The organism is Mycobacterium sp. ACS1612 (assembly GCF_001667505.1).
In the GTDB taxonomy this organism is placed as follows: domain Bacteria; phylum Actinomycetota; class Actinomycetes; order Mycobacteriales; family Mycobacteriaceae; genus Mycobacterium.
This window is the reverse complement of sequence record NZ_LZHZ01000072.1, coordinates 38,602-55,846: the sequence shown is the minus strand read 5'-3', so window position 1 is coordinate 55,846 and position 17,245 is coordinate 38,602. Positions and strand designations below refer to the sequence as shown.

General features: G+C 66.7%; 13 protein-coding genes. 6 read left to right on the top strand and 7 right to left on the bottom strand.

The genetic code is table 11. The features are described from left to right. Both A5724_RS31230 and tcuA read right to left on the bottom strand, forming a co-directional pair. Positions 1-386 (bottom strand): GntR family transcriptional regulator (locus tag A5724_RS31230; RefSeq protein WP_156752533.1); only part of this gene is annotated, 386 nt, incomplete at its 3' end. A gap of 28 nt (positions 387-414) precedes the next feature. Continuing rightward, entirely contained in the window at positions 415-1,887 is a 1,473-nt protein-coding gene (gene tcuA / locus A5724_RS31225; RefSeq protein ID WP_067811750.1) for an FAD-dependent tricarballylate dehydrogenase TcuA, read from the bottom strand. A 134-nt stretch (positions 1,888-2,021) separates the two neighbouring features. On the opposite strand from tcuA, the gene A5724_RS31220 reads away from it, so the two are divergent. From A5724_RS31220 to A5724_RS31210, 3 genes are read left to right on the top strand one after another with little or no spacing between them, the layout of a single operon-like run. Further along, positions 2,022-3,026: a tripartite tricarboxylate transporter substrate binding protein gene (locus A5724_RS31220; protein ID WP_082965374.1), complete on the top strand. Its 1,005-nt coding sequence runs from the start codon at positions 2,022-2,024 to the stop codon at positions 3,024-3,026. After that, complete coding sequence (locus tag A5724_RS31215) at positions 3,023-3,535, top strand: tripartite tricarboxylate transporter TctB family protein (protein WP_156752532.1); 513 nt, start codon at positions 3,023-3,025, stop codon at positions 3,533-3,535. The genes A5724_RS31220 and A5724_RS31215 overlap by 4 nt, the downstream gene beginning before the upstream one ends. A gap of 1 nt (position 3,536) precedes the next feature. Next, complete coding sequence (locus A5724_RS31210; protein ID WP_067811746.1) at positions 3,537-5,042, top strand: tripartite tricarboxylate transporter permease; 1,506 nt, start codon at positions 3,537-3,539, stop codon at positions 5,040-5,042. Here A5724_RS31210 and A5724_RS31205 read toward each other — a convergent pair. From A5724_RS31205 to A5724_RS31195, 3 genes are read right to left on the bottom strand one after another with little or no spacing between them, the layout of a single operon-like run. Then, positions 5,027-5,740 (bottom strand): siderophore-interacting protein, encoded by a 714-nt coding sequence (locus A5724_RS31205; RefSeq protein ID WP_067811743.1) that lies wholly within the window; start codon positions 5,738-5,740, stop codon positions 5,027-5,029. The genes A5724_RS31210 and A5724_RS31205 overlap by 16 nt on opposite strands. Positions 5,741-5,790: 50 nt before the next feature. After that, entirely contained in the window at positions 5,791-6,942 is a 1,152-nt protein-coding gene (locus A5724_RS31200; RefSeq protein WP_067811741.1) for an acyltransferase, read from the bottom strand. After that, complete coding sequence (locus A5724_RS31195) at positions 6,939-8,630, bottom strand: DEAD/DEAH box helicase (protein WP_067811739.1); 1,692 nt, start codon at positions 8,628-8,630, stop codon at positions 6,939-6,941. The genes A5724_RS31200 and A5724_RS31195 overlap by 4 nt, the downstream gene beginning before the upstream one ends. Positions 8,631-8,715: 85 nt before the next feature. Between A5724_RS31195 and A5724_RS31190 the strand changes: the two genes are divergently transcribed. Further along, positions 8,716-9,279 carry an LppP/LprE family lipoprotein gene (locus tag A5724_RS31190; RefSeq protein ID WP_067811738.1) on the top strand — a complete coding sequence of 188 codons (564 nt, stop codon included), beginning with the start codon at positions 8,716-8,718 and terminating at the stop codon, positions 9,277-9,279. Positions 9,280-9,348: 69 nt separating this feature from the next. Here the strand turns inward: A5724_RS31190 and A5724_RS31185 are convergent, their stop codons facing one another. Continuing rightward, the gene (locus A5724_RS31185; protein ID WP_067811736.1) at positions 9,349-10,284 is read right to left on the bottom strand and encodes an endonuclease domain-containing protein; all 936 of its coding nucleotides are present in this window, start codon (positions 10,282-10,284) and stop codon (positions 9,349-9,351) included. Positions 10,285-10,474: 190 nt separating this feature from the next. On the opposite strand from A5724_RS31185, the gene A5724_RS31180 reads away from it, so the two are divergent. After that, positions 10,475-13,891, top strand: coding sequence for a TM0106 family RecB-like putative nuclease (locus A5724_RS31180; RefSeq protein ID WP_067811734.1), 3,417 nt, complete (start codon positions 10,475-10,477; stop codon positions 13,889-13,891). 2 nt (positions 13,892-13,893) lie between these two features. Next, positions 13,894-15,258 (top strand): FAD-binding oxidoreductase, encoded by a 1,365-nt coding sequence (locus A5724_RS31175; protein WP_197518861.1) that lies wholly within the window; start codon positions 13,894-13,896, stop codon positions 15,256-15,258. Here A5724_RS31175 and A5724_RS31170 read toward each other — a convergent pair. Then, positions 15,255-17,159: an MFS transporter gene (locus A5724_RS31170; RefSeq protein ID WP_232005032.1), complete on the bottom strand. Its 1,905-nt coding sequence runs from the start codon at positions 17,157-17,159 to the stop codon at positions 15,255-15,257. The two genes, A5724_RS31175 and A5724_RS31170, sit on opposite strands and share 4 nt — an antisense overlap. Positions 17,160-17,245: the final 86 nt, after the last annotated feature.

Sequence of the window (17,245 nt, the reverse complement as noted above, 5' to 3'; positions counted from 1 at the left end):
TCCGCCGCGTCATGGACGCGCCGGTTCCCCGCTGCCTTGCCCCTGGCTCCGTCGTCGACATCAACCATCGCCTGCTGCGCTGAACGCAGTTGCATCCTGTCGAATTCGGTCGCGCGCTCGGGGGCCGCCTTGGCGGCCGCCCCCTCCAAGGTGATCCGCACTTCGTAGATGTCGAGGATTTCTTCGGGCGACGAGGCACGCACACGCACGCCGCGCGGTACCCGCTCGACGAGTCCCTCGATTTCGAGGCGGTGCAGCGCCTCGCGCACCGGCGTGCGACTCTTGCCGAACTCGGTCGCCAGAGCGTTCTCGGACAGCACCTGTCCCGCCGCGAAGCGACCGGTCAGGATCGCGTCGCGAAACTCCTCGTAAACACTCGTCGCCAACTTCGGTCCTCTCGCACGCCCACCAAATCTAGGCCAGCCGCCCCGCGCGCCTGCCGAACACCATGCCCGCGGCAAGTCCCGAACCGCCCGGATAGTTGCCGCTGAACAGACCGCCAAGGGCTTCCCCGCACACAAAGAGGCCAGGAATCGCTTGACCGGACTCGCGCAGCACCCGACCGTCTACGTCGGCCCGCAACCCCCCGAAGGTGAAGGTGATTCCGCAGGTGACCGGATAGGCGTAGAACGGCGGGGTCTGGAGCGGGGTGGCCCAGTGGCTCTTGGGCGGGTCGACGTGCGCAGCGCGGCCATCCTTGACGGTCGGATCGAACGGTGTCGACGTGTCGATGGACGCGTTGTACTCAGCGACCGTCGCACTGAATTGTGCAGCGTCGATGCCCGATTCGCGACCGAGCTCATCGATTGAATCAGCGGTCACAACGCTGATTCCCGGCATGTCGTATTCCTCGCTGCGAAGCATCGGCCGAAGGGACGCGTCGAAGATCTGAAAGGCTATTGAACCCGGCTGCTTCAGGATCCGTTCGCCGTACTTCGCGTAGGTGTAGTTGCGGAAGTCGGCGCCCTCGTCCAGGAACCGCTTGCCCTCGCGGTTGACGATGATGCCCAACGGATAGCTTTGGCGTGTCAGCCGGTTGGTGAGCTCGCGGTTGGACTCGTTGTTGGGCGTATACGCATCCCACTGAACGCTGTGTGCGGTCGACCAGTCGCCGCCTCTGGCCGCGCCGATGGCGAGCCCCGCGGCGATCATGTCGCCGCAGTTGTAGGGCGTGCCACGCACTTTCGCGTTGCCCCAGCCGGGGCCGAGGTAGTTCTCGCGCCATTCGGGATTCGACTCGAACCCGCCTGAGGCCAGAATTACGCTCTGCGCGCGGACCTGGTGTGAGCCCGCCGCGTCGTCAACCACCGCGCCGACCACCCGACCGTCCTCGACGAGCAGACCTGTGGCCCTGGCGCCGTATCGGACCTCGGTGCCGAGCTTGGCCGCGGCGCGGGTGTGGTCGGCGATCAGCCCTTCGCCTCCGCCGACATTGCCTACATGCAAACCGCCCCAGAACAAGTAGCTGCCGTCGGCCCGCTGATACGCCTGACGCTCGTACATCAGCCGGTACCGCAACCCGAGCGAATGCAGCCAGCGCACAGTGTCTTGCGCCTCGGTGACCAGTACGCGCGCCAAGTCTGGGTCGGTGCGGCCCTCGGTGACCTTGTTCAGGTCGTACAGGTACTCCTCGGAACTGTAAGGCGGCAGCTCGGTGCGCTGGTGACGTTCGTCGGGTTCGATGAAGTCGATGATGTCCTGCAGCCCCGCATGGTCGATACGGGTGGCGCCGGCGGTGAAATAGCTATTGCCCCCGGCCATTTCGGCGGTACCACGCTCGAACACGACCACCCGCCTGCCGCGTTCTGCTGCCGCATGCGCCGCCGAGAATCCGGCGTTTCCGCCGCCGACCACGATGACGTCGTGATCGGCGCTGGATGCACTCATGGGAACGCTCCTGTCGTTCGGCGTTTTCGATCGCGTCAATCTGGGGTACCCGGCCGACGGCGGGGCTGCGCGCCCTTGTGTCAGTTCGTACACAAGTGTATACATATGTACGCACGTCGACCAAAGGTGGTTCGATGACACATTTACGGCGTTGGTTACCGGCTCTGGTGGCGGTCATCGCCACGGTGGCGATCGTGGTGACCGCGCCGCGCGAAAGCGCGGCGGGCACGACCGCCCAAAGTGCAATCGGTCACCAACAGCTTCGGATCATGGCGCCGGCCGCGCCGGGCGGCGGGTGGGATCAGACCTCGCGCGCCATGCAGGAATCACTTCGCGAACTCGTGGGCCGCACCGAGGTCTACAACGTCACCGGTGCGGGCGGCACCATCGGGTTGAGCCAGTTCGTCCGATTCGACGGCGATCCCTCTCAACTGATGACCACCGGGTTGATCATGGTTGGGGCCGTCGTGGCGAACCACTCCCAGTACTCGCTCGATGACACGACGCCGTTGGTGCGGCTCACCAGCGACTACGAAGTCGTTGTCGTACCGAAGAACTCCAAATTGATGACGCTCGCCGACGTTGCGGCGGCGATGAAGGCCGATCTACCGGCCGTCTCCATCGCGGGCGGTTCGGCCGGCGGCGCGGAACAGATCCTGGCCGGGCTGATGGCCAAGGCGGTTGGCGCCAATCCGGCCCAACTCAGCTACGTTGCCCACTCGGGCGGCGGCGAAATGCTCAGCACGCTGTTGTCCGGCCGGTCGACCATGGCCATCTCGGGCGTCTCGGAAATCCAGCCGCAGATCGATTCCGGTGAAGTCCGCGCGTTGGCGGTGTCAAGCCCCACCAGGTTGGAGGGGTTGCCCGACGTGCCGACGATGCGTGAAGCCGGGATGGACGTCGAACTGCAGAACTGGCGCGGCGTCGTCGCCCCCAAGGGCATCTCCGAAGAACAGGAACACGCCCTGGAGACGGTGCTGGTCGACATGACCAAAACCAACACTTGGAAGGACATTTTGAAGGACCGGGGCTGGGGCGAAGCGACGCTCACGGGTGAGGAGTTCGAGAAGTTCGTCAAAGCCGAGCAGACCCGGGTTTCACAGATACTCGACGAAATCGGATTGGGTAAGCGAACGTGACTGACACACAGGACATTACTGATCCACGACCGCCCGAGCAGATACCGGACCGACACACGGTGCTGGCATCCGGCGCATTCGGAGCGGTGATGCTGGTGGGCGCGATCCTCGTCATCGTCGACGCGCTCCGGCTACCGGACACCTCGGAGGCGGTTGGCCCGGCCGCGGTGCCGTTGCCGGTCGGCGTCCTACTCGGAGTTGTCGGCGCCGCGCTCCTGGTCCAGGCCCGCGCGCAACTCGGCACCGCCTCCCGCGACACGACGTGGCAGCCGCGGGCCGGGCTGCGGTTGCTCGGCATGCTCGTGGCGCTGGTGGCGTTCGCGCTGCTGCTTCCCGTGCTGGGGTATGTCGTGAGCTCAGCCGCTCTGTTCGTGGCGGCCGCGATGTTGCTTGGGGCACCGGTGTTTTGGCGAACCGTTGGCTACGGCTGGGCGCTCGCGGCGATCCTGTTCCTGGTCTTCGACCGGTTGATCGGGTTGAGCCTGCCGACCGGACCGTGGGGGTTCTGACATGGAATCGCTCAACCTGCTGCTCGAAGGTCTCGGCAATGCGATCACCCCCGGGCATCTGTTATGGGCCCTGATCGGTGTCACGATCGGGACCGCGGTGGGCGTACTGCCCGGCATCGGGCCCGCGCTGACCGTCGCCCTGTTGCTGCCGATCACCTTCCGGCTTGATCCGGCCAGCGCGCTGATTCTGTTCGCGGGCATCTACTACGGCGGAATGTACGGCGGCTCAACGACAGCGATCCTGCTGAACGTCCCCGGCGAGAGTGCGTCGATGGTGACAGCGCTGGAGGGCAACAAGATGGCGCGCGCGGGTAGGGCCGCCGCCGCGCTGGCCACCGCCGCGATCGGCAGTTTCGTCGCAGCCACCATCGGCACTGTCGCGTTGACGTTCATCGCACCGGCCGTCGCCGACTTCGCAACCAGTTTCGGCCCACCGGAATACGTGGCGCTGATGGCGGTCGCGTTCGTGACGGTGAGCGCCCTGCTCGGCGACAATCTGATCAAGGGTGCTGCCAGCCTGCTCGTCGGCGTCACGATCGGGTTGATCGGTATCGACGCGCAGACAGGGCAACCGCGACTCACGTTCGGTATCGATTCGCTGCTCGACGGCGTCGACGTCGTCATCGTGGTGATCGCGCTGTTTGCGCTCGGCGAGGCATTCCGACACGTCCTGACCGGCACCGGCGGAACCACCGTGACCCCGCTGCGGGAACGAGCGTTGTTGTCACGAGCCGACTTTCGGCGCTCCTGGCCCGCATGGCTGCGTGGCACGGCGTTCGGGTTCCCCATCGGTGCCCTGCCCGCAGGCGGAGCCGAAGTGCCGACGTTTCTCAGCTACGCCACCGAGAAGAAGCTGAGCAAGCACCCCGAGGAGTTCGGTCATGGCGCGATCGAGGGTGTGGCCGGTCCGGAGGCGGCCAACAACGCGGCGGCCGCAGGCGTGCTGGTTCCGTTGCTCACGATCGGGCTGCCGACGTCGGCGACGGCGGCGGTCATCCTCGTCGCATTCCAGTCGTACGGACTGCAGCCTGGGCCGGAGCTGTTCAGCGAGTCCGGTCCGCTGGTGTGGACGCTCATCGCGAGTCTCTACATCGGCAACGTGATGTTGCTCGTGCTCAACCTGCCGATGGCGAAGGTGTGGGCACGGCTGTTGACCATTCCCGCTTACGGTATCTACGCGGGCGTGCTCGTCTTCGCGGCGCTCGGCACGTTCGCCACCGGCGGCACCACCTTCGATCTGCTGGTGCTCTGCGGCCTCGGTCTGCTCGGCCTGTTGATGATGCAGGGCGGAATTCCGGTCGCGCCCGCCGTCGTCGGACTGATCCTCGGCCCGCTGGCCGAACAGCAACTGCGCCGCGCACTCACCATCTCGGAGGGCGATCCGTCGATCCTGGTGTCGAGCCCGATCACGATCGTGCTGTGGGGCGTGGTCGTGGTGGCACTCGTGGCGTCGATCGCACTACCGCTGGTGCGGCGTCGGCGCCGGAATCTTCAAGCCACCCAATAGGCTTGCGCTTTGATCGACTTGCGCGGGATCTTGTAGTCGTCGCGGAAGGCCTTGGCCACCGCGCGGGTGGTGCGGTTGTCACAGGCGACCCAACCGAAGTGGTCAACGGCCTCGAACGCGCCGGAGCGGACCGCCTCGACAAGCGCCTCGCCGCCGTTCTTGCGGTCCACCCACACCACCCCGGTGTTGCGCGCCACCGGCAACTGCTTGTCGGCCTCGTGGCCGGCCTCCAGGTACACCCGGGCCGGGCTGTCACCGATGGCGGTCAGCAGAGAGTCGATCGCGGGCAGCGATGCCGTGTCGCCGACGATGACGTAGCCCTTGGGTGCCGGTTCGGGCAGCGTGAAATTGCTGCCCAGCACGGTCACGTCGATGGTGTCGCCCGGTTGCGCATGCTGAGCCCAGTGCGAGGCGATCCCGTCGTGCAACGCGAATTCGATGTCGACGGTGTCGGCACCCGGGTCGGGGTCGACCAGCGTGTAGCCACGCTGATGCAGCTTGTCGCCGTCGGCGAACCACATCCGGATCCACATCGTCGGATGCAGCGGGCGATCGGCCAGCATGCCGCCCGCATCGAAGCTCAGCCGCAGGTAATACGGGGTGAGCTCGCGCCGGCCGGTGACCGTGAGCCGGTAGTCCCCCGCCCGCAGCAACTTGAGCACGGCGCCCTGGAAGCCGCGCGATGGTGTATTGGACATGCGTCGCCCCTCGTGTCGCTTCCTTAGGGCAGCATAACCTAAGTCGCAAGCTACGGGGTGCGCACGCGGGTGCACCGGTGCAGTAGCCACGCCACCGGCACCGTCACGACGAACGTGACCAGGAACAGGATCGCCACATTGCCGGTGTAGATGTGCCAGCGCAGGATCTCGACCATCACCAACTCCATCGTCACCAGATGGATCAGGAAGATCTCGTAGGAGATCTCGCCGAGGAACACCATCGGCCTGCTGGCGAGGAACTTGGCATACAGGCCGCGGTCACCCAAGCCCAGTGGCGCGACCACCAACGTGGCGATCACCGCATAGAACGTCGCCTTGAGCAGCGCCTCACGCAGTTCATGCGGTGAGGTGGTGGGTTCGCCCGCGATCGGCGTGGACGCGATGAAGTAACAGATCACCGCCAGTGGGACGCACGCGAACGCGTACGCGCGCACACCCATCGGTTGCAGCACCGCCAACGTCATACCGCCGAGAAACCACAGCAGATACGTCGGCAGCCACAGTCGGGCGCCGTCGGGCAGGAAGTCGGTGGTGTGCACCAGGATCAGCCAGGCCGGAGTGATCAACGCCAACGCCGCGAGACCCGTCAGCAACAGCGCGGGCCGCCATCGCCTGCGACACAGCACGACCAGTAGCAGATACGCCAGGAACGGCAACGCGACGTAGAACGCGACCTCGACCGCGAGGCTCCACATCTGGGTAAGGCCTTGGTGCAGATAGGAATACAGGTAGTTGTCGGTGTAGATCTGAGTCAGCGTCAGGTTGCGGATCAACCCCACCACCGTGTGGCCGGGATTGGGCCCCGCTGTGCGCCAGTGATAGACCAGGTACGCGATCAGCACGGTGACGACGTAGGCGGGCATGATGCGTCGCACCCGGTGCCAGGCGTAGCGGCGCACCGATGGCGAATCAGCGCCTGCCGCTGCGGCTTTCACCCACGGACTGAACAGCAGGAAACCCGACAGCACAAAGAAGATCGGCACGCCGATCTCCATGCGCGAGTACACCAGCCCGACGTATCCGTGGGTGTACTTACCGGTGGTGTAGGCGGCGTGAGTCGCCATCACCAGAAGCGCAGCCACCGCGCGGATACCCGTTAGCGACGCAACGCGCTCAGCCTTGCCAACCGATTCCAGGCCGCCCTGCGCGACCGGATCTTTCACGCCTTCCGGCGCGGTCATTCGTGTTTCCGCTTCGGCTTACCTGACGCCCGCTTCGGTCCACGGTCGGGCTGCAAATTGATCAGATTCCCCTGAATACGAGTCTTCTCAAGGGCTTTCAACGTCTGCTTGGGCAGCTTCGCCGGCAGTTCCACCAGCGAATGGTCCAACCGGATGGTGATGTGGCCGAAGTCGCTGCGATGCAGTCCACCCTCGTTGGCGATGGCGCCGACGATGGCGCCGGGCATCACCTTGTGCCGCTTGCCGACTGAGATGCGGTAGGTGGCGAGATCGCTGCGCCGCTCGCGCGGCTTGCGAGGGCCCTCATCGCGCTTCGGCCGGTCTGACCGTTCGCGGCGTTTCTCCGGAGGCGGTTCGGTCATCAGGAACTCTTCGCCGTCGCGGCTCTGCAGCGCGAGCGCGGCGGCGATGTCGGCCATCGGTACATCGTGATCGCGTTCGTAGCCCTCGATCAGCTTGCGGAACAGATCGATTCCCGGTGCATTGAGCGCCTCGGTGATCGAATCGCGGAACTTCTCCACCCGCTGGGCGTTGACGTCGTCGACCGATGGCAGTTCGGATTCGACGAGCTTCTGTCGGGTGACGCGCTCGATCGAGTTCAGCAGATGACGTTCGCGCGGCGTCACGAACAACAGCGCAGTGCCGGACCGGCCTGCCCGCCCGGTGCGCCCGATGCGGTGCACGTAGGACTCGGGGTCGTGCGGGATGTCGTAGTTCAGCACGTGCGAGATGCGCTCGACATCCAGACCGCGGGCCGCCACGTCGGTCGCGATCAGAATGTCGATCGAACCGTCCTTGAGCGCGTTGATCGTTCGCTCGCGCACCGCCTGCGGGATGTCGCCGTTGATCGCCGCCGCGGCGAAGCCTCGGGCCTTGAGCCGTTCGGCAACCTCCTCGGTGGCCTGCTTGGTGCGGACGAACACGATCATCGCCTCGAACGGTTCCACTTCGAGGAGTCGCGTCAGCGCATCCATCTTCCGCGGGCCCGCCACCTGGATGTAACGCTGCGAGATGTTCTCGGCGGTCTGCGTTTTCGCTTTGACCGTCACCTCGACGGGGTCGTGCAGGTACTTGCTGGTGATCTTGCGGATCGCGGGCGGCATGGTCGCCGAGAACAGCGCGACCTGCTTGTACTCGGGGGTGTCGGCCAGGATGCGCTCGACGTCCTCGGCGAAGCCCATCTGCAGCATCTCGTCGGCCTCGTCGAGCACCATGTAGTCGAGGTGGCTGACGTCGAGGGTGCCCTTCTCCAGATGGTCGATGACGCGGCCCGGTGTGCCGACCACCACCTGGGCGCCGCGCTTGAGGCCTGCCAGTTGCGGGGCGTAGGACGAGCCGCCGTACACCGGCAGCACGTTGACGTTGAGGTGCGCGCCGTAGCGGCTGAACGCCTCCGCGACCTGCAGCGCCAGTTCGCGGGTGGGCGCCAGGACGAGGGCCTGGGTGGTTCTGCTCGACGGGTCGATCTTGGACAGGATCGGGATGGCGAACGCGGCCGTCTTGCCGGTGCCGGTCTGGGCCAGGCCGACGACGTCGGAGCCCTCCATCATCGCGGGAATGGTCGCCGCCTGGATGGCCGATGGCGTCTCGTATCCGACGTCGGCGACGGCCTGCAACACCGACGGGTGTATCTGCAGGTCAGCAAAGGTCAAAGCGGTGCCGGTCTGATCCGGCTCATGCGGCGTCATCTCGCTGGAAGTCTAGTGGTTGCCGCGGCGCTTTCCGGCCGCGCCTGTCCGACGGGCGGCCGGGTTGGCGGTAGGTTGCCCCTCTGTGAGGAGGGCCGTACTCGTTGTAGCGGCGACGGTCGTCGTCGCCGCATGCGGTTCGAGCGACTCGACGGTGTCCAAGACGCCCGAGCCCACGGCCACTTCGCCCGCGCGCGAGACCGCACGGGCTGCACCGTCGGCGTTGCCGCCGCCGCCACCCGTCGTCGCTCCCGACGTCACCGCCGCCGACCCGTGCGCGGTCAACAACGCCGCACCCGAGATCGCCAAGGCCGTTTCGGAGTTGCCCCGCGACCCGCGGAGCAATCAGGCCTGGAATCCGGAACCGCTGGCAGGCAATTACAACGAATGCGCGCAGTTGTCGGCGGTCATCGTCAAGGCCAACACCAACTCCGACAATCCGAACACCCGCGCGGTGCTGTTCCATCTCGGCAAGTTCATCCCGACCGGCGTGCCCGACACCTACGGGTTCAACGCCATCGACGAGTCGGCGACCACCGGCGACACCATCGCGTTGCAGTTCTCCGGCGGCGTCGCGGGCCTCGACAGTGTGGTCAAGTTCCGGTGGAACGGCAACGGAGTCGAGTTGATCGGCAACGCGCCCGGCTAACGGTGGCGCGCCGGACGCCGAACCCGCCGAACGTGGGTTACCCGCACGCTTTCCGACTCGACACGTGCATCAAGCCCACACTCGGCGGCCCGGGTTCGGATCGAGCGATGAAATGCGTGCGTCTAGTCGGATCCTGTCCCAGTGGGGCCAACCCGCCGCGCGCGCCGCGTCACGCACACGGGCGAGGAAAACGTGGGGCCGGAAACGCAAGTGAACGCGGCTCAGCCGGACAATCACCCAGCCCTGGGCGGCCAGATTGGCGAGCCGGTCGATGTCACGGGCATGCTGGTCGGGGTCGTCCCAATGTTGAGGACCGTCATACTCGACGCCCAACTTGTATTCCTTCCAACCCATGTCGACGCGTGCTACGAATTCGCCGAACTCATCGACGACAAGGATCTGCGTCTGCGGCTTAGGAAATCCGGCGGCGATCAGCAGCAGCCGCGTCCGAGTTTCCTGCGGCGACTCGGCGCCACCGTCCATCAGATCCACGACGCGCCGCAGTTGGACGATGCCGCGTGCGCCGCGGTGATCTGCGGCGACGCGCTCGACCTCCGCCGGTTTGAGACCTGTCGCGTTCGCTAGCGCATCCACCCGGATGATCGCTGTTTCGAGACGATCGCGCCGACCGAGATCGAACGCGGTCCGCGCCGGTGTGGTGACCGGCATTCCACGCACGAGACAAACCTGGTCGTCGCGGAGTCGCTCGCGATGGATGACGATCCCGTCGACCGCACAGGCTTCGCAACGGGTCAGCTCGGCAGGTAGCCCGGGGTCGATCCACTTGGAACCGAGCAGTGCCGCCGCTGACAATCCTGCGAGCGTGGCGTTTCGTCGTGACCACAGCCAAGCCGCCACAGCTCGTCGATCCGGCGTGAGCGGCACACCTTTGCGCTGGTACACATTTCGATTGATCATGTCGTGCTGACTGGCCAAACTTCGCCTCGTCACCAGGCCGGCCGCCACCGCTTCAGTGCCGACGAACGGCATTATTTCCGCATCCATGCGAGCACCGTCGGCCCGGAGTCCCACACGATCCCGTCGTCGGACCCCGCCACCGGCCCACCTGTGGATTACCTCTGCTCTGTGGACGGACGAGTGTGGGCTTGTGACACGCCAACGCGATGTTTTGTGTGCGGGTAACCCACGTTCGCGCCTAAGGGGAGTTGTCGGCTGGCTCACATAGGCTGGCGGCGTGTTCGTCGCCTCCCATGGAGCCGGAGCCCGCGTCGTCTACAGCGCATCCGATCTCGCCGCCGCCGCGCGCTGCGAGTACGCGCTGCTGCGCTCGTTCGACGCGCAACTCGGCTGGGGTCCCGCAGTCGCCGTCGAGGACGAACTGCTCGCGCGGACAGCCAAACTCGGCGACGAGCACGAGCAGCGCCACCTCGACGAACTGCGCGGCAAAGAAAACGTCGCGATCATCGGCCGCCCGCCCTACACCGTCGACGGGCTGACCGCCGCCGCCGACCAGACCATGCGCGCCGTCGAACGTCGCGCACCGCTGATCTGTCAGGCCGCCATGTTCGACGGCCGGTTCGCCGGGTTCGCCGACTTCCTACTGTTGGACGGCGAGCGATACCGGCTGCGCGACACCAAACTGGCTCGCTCGGTCAAGGTCGAGGCCCTGCTGCAGTTGGCGGCCTACGCCGACACGCTCACCGCGGCCGGTGTGCCCGTCGCCGACGAGGTCGAACTGGTGCTCGGTGACGGCGTCACCGCGACCTACCGGATCGACGAACTGCTACCGGTGTACCTACCTCGGCGCGCGGCCCTACAGCGTCTGCTCGACGACCACATGGCCGGCGGCAAGGCCGTCGACTGGGCCGACGACGGCGTCCGCGCCTGCTTCCGCTGCCCCGAATGCGAACTCAGGGTCCGTGCGACCGACGATCTGCTGCTGGTCGCGGGCATGCGGGTCAGCCAGCGCGCCCGGCTCATCGATGCAGGCATCACCACCCTGCATCAACTGGCCGAGCACACCCGCGCGGTCGAGGAACTGCCGTCGCGCACCGTCAAGGCACTGGCCGCGCAGGCCAGACTCCAGATCGCCGACCGCGTCGACGGCAAGCCGCCCTACGAAGTGGTCGACGCCCAACCGTTGATGGTGCTGCCCGACGCGGACAAGGGCGACCTGTTCTTCGACTTCGAAGGCGATCCGCTGTGGACCGTCGACGGCCGCGAGTGGGGACTCGAATACCTGTGGGGCGTGCTGACTGTCTCCGACGAATTTCACCCGTTCTGGGCACATGACCGAGCCAGCGAACGTCAGGCGCTTGTCGATTTCCTCGCGATGGCGCGCAAGCGGTTGCGCCGATACCCCGGCATGCACATCTACCACTACGCGGCCTACGAGAAGAGCACGCTGCTGCGGCTGGCGGGCCGCTACGGCGTCGGCGAGAACGACGTCGACGACCTGCTGCGCAACGGCATCCTGGTCGACCTGTACCCGTTGGTGCGCAAGAGCATTCGCGTCGGCACCGAGAACTACAGCATCAAGTCGCTCGAGCCGCTGTACATGGGCAACGAGCTTCGCAGCGGTGAGGTGACCACCGCCGCCGACTCGATCACGCAGTACGCGCGCTACTGCGCGCTGCGCGACGAAGGGCGGGCCGACGAGGCGGCGGCGGTGCTCAAAGAGATCGAGGACTACAACGTCTACGACTGCCGGTCGACGCGCCGGCTGCGCGACTGGATGATGGCGCGCGCCATCGAATCCGGCGTGCCGCCCCGCGGCCCTCAACCCGTATCCGACGGTGCGCCAATCGAACTCGCCGACGCCATCGACCGCAGGCTGGGAAAGTTCGCAGGCGACGGCGTCGAGGAACGCACCGCCGAGCAGCAAGCGGTGGCGATGATCGCCGCTGCGCGGGGCTTTCACAAGCGTGAGGACAAGCCGTACTGGTGGGCCCATTTCGACCGCGTCAACAACCCGGTCGACGAATGGGCCGACAACAGCGACGTGTTCATTGCAGACCGCGCCGAGATCGTCAACGAATGGCACCAACCGCCGAAGGCGCGCAAGCCCCAACGACATGTCCGCCTGATCGGCGGCATCGCCAACGGCGAACTGAGTAAGGAGATGTACGCGCTCTACGACCCACCCGCCCCCGTCGGCCTTACCGACGATCCCGACCGGCGCGGGTTCGGCACGGTGACGGTCGTCGAGTGCGACAACCCCGAAGCGCCCACCCAGGCCGTCGTCGTCGAGAAGCAACCCAAGGACGGTGACGTCTTCAGCCAGTTGCCGTTCGCGCTGACCCCGGGTCCGCCGATCAGCACCAAACCGTTGCAGGAATCCATCGCCGAGACCGCCTCCCTGGTCGCAGCCGGACTTCCCAATCTGCCTGTCGACGCGGTGACAGACGTTCTGCTGCGGCGCAATCCGCGTACCCGCAGCGGCGGACCCCTTCCCCGCAATGGCGTAATCGCCGACGACATCACCGCCGCGTTGCTCGACCTCGACTCGTCGTATCTCGCGGTGCACGGGCCGCCGGGTACCGGCAAGACGTTCACCTCCGCCGCGGTGATCGCGCGACTCGTCAACGTCCATCAGTGGCGGGTTGGCGTCGTCGCCCAGTCGCATGCGGTGGTCGAGAACCTGTTCTGCGAGGTTCTCGAGGCCGGTGTCGACGGCGAGCGGATCGGCAAGAAACTCAACACGGTCAACACGGGCTGGACCGATCTGACCAACCCCGAATTCGCCGCTTTCGTCGCCGCGCACGACGGCTGCGTCGTCGGTGGGACGGGCTGGGACTTCGCCAATGCCAACAAGATTCCGCGCCAAGCGCTCGATCTGCTGGTCGTCGAGGAGGCGGGCCAGTACAGCCTGGCCAACACCATCGCGGTGGCGCCGTCGGCCAGAAACCTGATGCTGCTCGGCGATCCGCAGCAGTTGCCACAGGTCAGCCAGGGCACGCATCCCGAACCGGTGAACGAGTCGGCGCTCGGCTGGCTGGTGGAAGGTCACCACACGCTGCCCACCGAGCGCGGTTACTTCCTCGATTACTCCTATCGGATGCATCCTGCGGTGTGCGAACCGGTTTCCCGGTTGTCCTACGACGGCCGGTTGCGCTCGCGCGAGGAGGTCAGCGCCGCGCGCCACCTTGACGGCGTGGCGCCCGGCGTGCGGGTGCTGACCGTCGAGCACGACGGCAACTCCACCGACAGCCCCGAGGAAGCCGACGCGATCGTCGCGGAGATCCGCGGCCTGGTGGGCACCCGGTGGACCGACGAACACGGCACCAAGCCACTCGCGCCCGACGACGTGCTGGTGGTGACGCCGTACAACGCCCAGGTGGTCACGCTGCGACGCAGACTCGACGCCGCCGGGTTCACCAAGGTCGAGGCGGGCACCGTCGACAAGTTCCAGGGCAGACAAGCGCCGGTGGTGTTCGTCTCGATGGCGGCGTCGTCGGCGGACGACGCACCGCGAGGGGTTTCGTTCCTGTTCAACAGGAATCGGCTCAACGTCGCGGTCAGCAGGGCGAAGTACACCGCGATCATCGTGCGGTCGGCGCTGCTGACCGACTACCTGCCTGCCACGCCGGACCGCCTGGTTGAGCTGGGAGCGTTCCTGGCGCTCGCCGGGTGTGATAGACCCACTGGGTGAGCCTGACCGACACGCTGGCCGGGATCGTCGGTGCCGCGCACGTCATCACCGATCCCGACGTGCTCGACGGCCGCAGCGTCGACCACACCGGCCGCTACCGCGGGAAGGCCAGCGCGTTGGTGCGACCGGGTTCGGCCGACGAAGTGGCGGCGGTGCTGGGTGCCTGTCGCGACGCGGGTGCATACGTCACCGTGCAGGGCGGCAGGACGTCATTGGTGGCGGGCACGGTGCCCGAGCACGACGACGTGCTGCTATCGACGGAGAGACTGCGCGACATCGACCAGGTCGACGCCGTCGAACGTCGGGTCCATGTAGGAGCCGGTGTGACGCTGGCCGAGGTGCAACGCGCTGCGTCGGCGGCGGGCCTGGTGTTCGGTGTCGACCTTGCCGCACGGGATTCGGCGACGGTCGGTGGCATGGCGTCCACCAACGCGGGCGGGCTGCGCACGGTGCGCTACGGCAACATGGGCGAACAGGTCCTCGGCCTGGACGTGGCGTTGCCCGACGGCTCAGTGGTGCACCGGCACAGTCGAGTTCGTAGCGACAACACCGGATACGACTTGGCGTCGCTGTTCGTCGGCGCGGAGGGCACACTCGGCGTGATCACCGCGCTCGATCTGCGGTTGCATCCGACGCCGTCGCAGCGCGTGACCGCGATCTGCGGTTTCGACGATCTCGACGCGCTGGTCGAGACCGGGCGGCGGTTCCGGGATATGGACGGCATCGCGGCCTTGGAGCTGATCGACGCCCGCGCCAGCGCGTTGACCGCCGAGCATGTCGGTGTGGCCGCGCCCGTCGACGGCGCGTGGCAGCTGCTCATCGAATTGGCCGGTGACACAGACCAAACCGAGCGGCTGGCCGATGCGCTGGACGACGCTCGAATGTCAGATGAGCCCGCGGTCGGCGTCGACGTCGCCGCGCAGCAGCGGCTGTGGCAGGTCCGCGAATCGGTGGCCGAGGTGCTCGGTGTGTACGGTCCGCCGCTGAAATTCGATGTGTCCCTTCCATTGTCGGCGATCGCCGCGTTTGCCAAGGAGTCCGCCGAGCTGGTCGCCACCTATGCAGCTGATGCGATTCCCGTGCTGTTCGGTCACATCGGCGAGGGCAATCTGCACCTGAACGTGGTGCGCTGCGGTCCCGACGCCGAGCGTGGGCTCTACACACCGATGATGGAGTTGATTGCCCGCAGCGGCGGCAACGTCAGCTCCGAGCACGGCGTGGGCACCCGCAAGCGCGACTACGTGTCGATGTCGCGCACGCGGGCCGATATCGCGGCGATGCGCGCCGTCAAGGCCGCGTTCGACCCGACCGGCTACCTCAACCCCGCGGTGCTGTTCGACCAGGCAGCGCGACCGAGAGAAAACTAGTCGCGGCCGGGTGTCGAGTGCCTGCCGTAGCGGGGTGCGTCGTCGGGGTCGTCGCGGGAATGCTTGCCGTTGGACTCGAACCAGAACGGTCGCTTCTGCGGCTGACTCTCCGAACGGTGGTGCCGCGGCGGATCCGGCGCGGGCGGCGGAAGCGGCTGGAACCGCCTTTCGTCGTCGACGTGAAAACCGTTGTGCGCGAACCCGATCGGCTCTGCTTTCGGTTTGACGGGCGGCAGGTCCGCGAGCCACTGGTCGACCATCTCCCGCCAATCTTCGCGTGGCGGCTCCTCGACCGGCGGCGGTGAGGCGTCGGGCTCGGCATGCGACCGAAGAGGTTCGGTGACGGGGTCCTCGATATGGGCGGCCGGTTCGGCATGCGGGGGCTCGGCGTCGTCCCAGCGCACTTCGTACTCCAGGTATTCGTCGTCGTCGAGGAACGCCTCGTCGCCGCCGTACTCGACGGCGAAGCCGGTGTCGCGGTGGCGATCGTCGTCGTCGGCCAGCCGTTCTGGATCACCGAAGCCGAGCATGAACACCGCCGCGACCACGCCGACCAACGCGAAGAACGCGGGCAGCAGCATCGACTGCGACATCGCCGCGGCGAACGGTTCGTTCAGCCACGTCGGCAACGCGATCGCCGAGCCGTCACCCCGCATCGCCTCACCCGGCAACGGCGGCATCTCCGCGTTGATCCGTGACGTCATGAACGCTGCCATGCCCGCGCTGCCCAGCACCGAGCCCACCTGGCGGGTGCTGTTGTAGACACCGGAACCGGCGCCCGCCAACTTGGGCGGCAGATTGCGGGTGGCCGTCGCCGCCAGCGGCGCCCAGATGAACGCCGAACCGATCCCCATCGCCGTGATCGGCAGCACCAACCGCCAGATCGGCGTGCTCGGCGCCATCTCGACCGACAGCCACGTCATCGCGATCGCCAGCACGGAGAACCCGAAGCCGATCACGGGTCGCGGATGCGATCGGTCGACGATCTTGCCGACGAACGGCGCGAGCACACCCGTCGTGACCGCCATCGGCGCGGTTAGCAACGCCGACCGCGTCGGCGAAAGATCGCAAACCGCCTGGGCGTAGAACATCAACGGCAGGAACGTCCCCGTCATGACGAAGCCGATGGTCGCGACCCCGACGTTGGACAGCGAGAAATCTCTGTCGCGGAAGATGATCAGCGGGATCAGCGGCTCGCTGGTGTTGACGGACTGCCAGATCAGGAACGCGGCCATGAAGCCGATGCCGCCGGCGATGGTGCCCCAGATCCACGGCGCCCAGTCGTGCGCCTGGCCCTCCTGCAGCGCGAAGACGATCAGGAACATGCCGATGCCGGAGAGCACAACACCGAGCAGATCGAACTTGCGCGTCGAAGTAGGCAGCGCGGGGATCAGCCAGACAGCCAGCGCCAGCCCGATGATGCCGATCGGGACATTGACGAAGAAAATCCACTGCCAGCCGAGATAGTCGACCAGCACCCCGCCCGCCAACGGGCCGACCAGCGTCGCCACCCCGGCGGTAGCCCCCCACACGCTCATCGCCACACCGCGGCGCTCGGCAGGGAAGATCCGGGTGATCGTCGACAGCGTCTGCGGCGTCAGCAAGGCCGCCCCGATGCCCTGCAACACGCGGGCCGCGACCAACATGTGAAGGCTGCCCGCAAGCCCGCACCACAGGGACGCGCCGGTGAACACCGCGAGGCCGATCAGGTACAGATTCTTCGGTCCGAACCGGTCGCCGAGGCGGCCAGCGACCAACAATGGCACCGCGTACGCCAGCAGGTAGGCGCTGGTGACCCAGATGACCGAGTCGTAGCTGGCGCCGAGCTTGTCCATGATCGACGGGTTGGCGACCGCGACGATGGTCGCGTCGACCAGGATCATGAAGAACCCGACCAGCATGGCCCACAACGCGTTCCACGGATTCTGCACCGCGGTTTCTCCGCCGTCGGCTGGTAACCGCACTCCCCCTCGAGCGCGGTCTTCTT

What these genes read in the sequence shown, in the direction of transcription:
- tcuA (WP_067811750.1), bottom strand. Translation starts at nt 1,887, where the DNA reads ATGAGTGCATCCAGCGCCGATCACGACGTCATCGTGGTCGGCGGCGGA.
- A5724_RS31220 (WP_082965374.1), top strand. Translation starts at nt 2,022, where the DNA reads ATGACACATTTACGGCGTTGGTTACCGGCTCTGGTGGCGGTCATCGCC.
- A5724_RS31210 (WP_067811746.1), top strand. Translation starts at nt 3,537, where the DNA reads ATGGAATCGCTCAACCTGCTGCTCGAAGGTCTCGGCAATGCGATCACC.
- A5724_RS31205 (WP_067811743.1), bottom strand. Translation starts at nt 5,740, where the DNA reads ATGTCCAATACACCATCGCGCGGCTTCCAGGGCGCCGTGCTCAAGTTG.
- A5724_RS31200 (WP_067811741.1), bottom strand. Translation starts at nt 6,942, where the DNA reads ATGACCGCGCCGGAAGGCGTGAAAGATCCGGTCGCGCAGGGCGGCCTG.
- A5724_RS31195 (WP_067811739.1), bottom strand. Translation starts at nt 8,630, where the DNA reads ATGACGCCGCATGAGCCGGATCAGACCGGCACCGCTTTGACCTTTGCT.
- A5724_RS31185 (WP_067811736.1), bottom strand. Translation starts at nt 10,284, where the DNA reads ATGGATGCGGAAATAATGCCGTTCGTCGGCACTGAAGCGGTGGCGGCC.
- A5724_RS31170 (WP_232005032.1), bottom strand. Translation starts at nt 17,159, where the DNA reads ATGCTGGTCGGGTTCTTCATGATCCTGGTCGACGCGACCATCGTCGCG.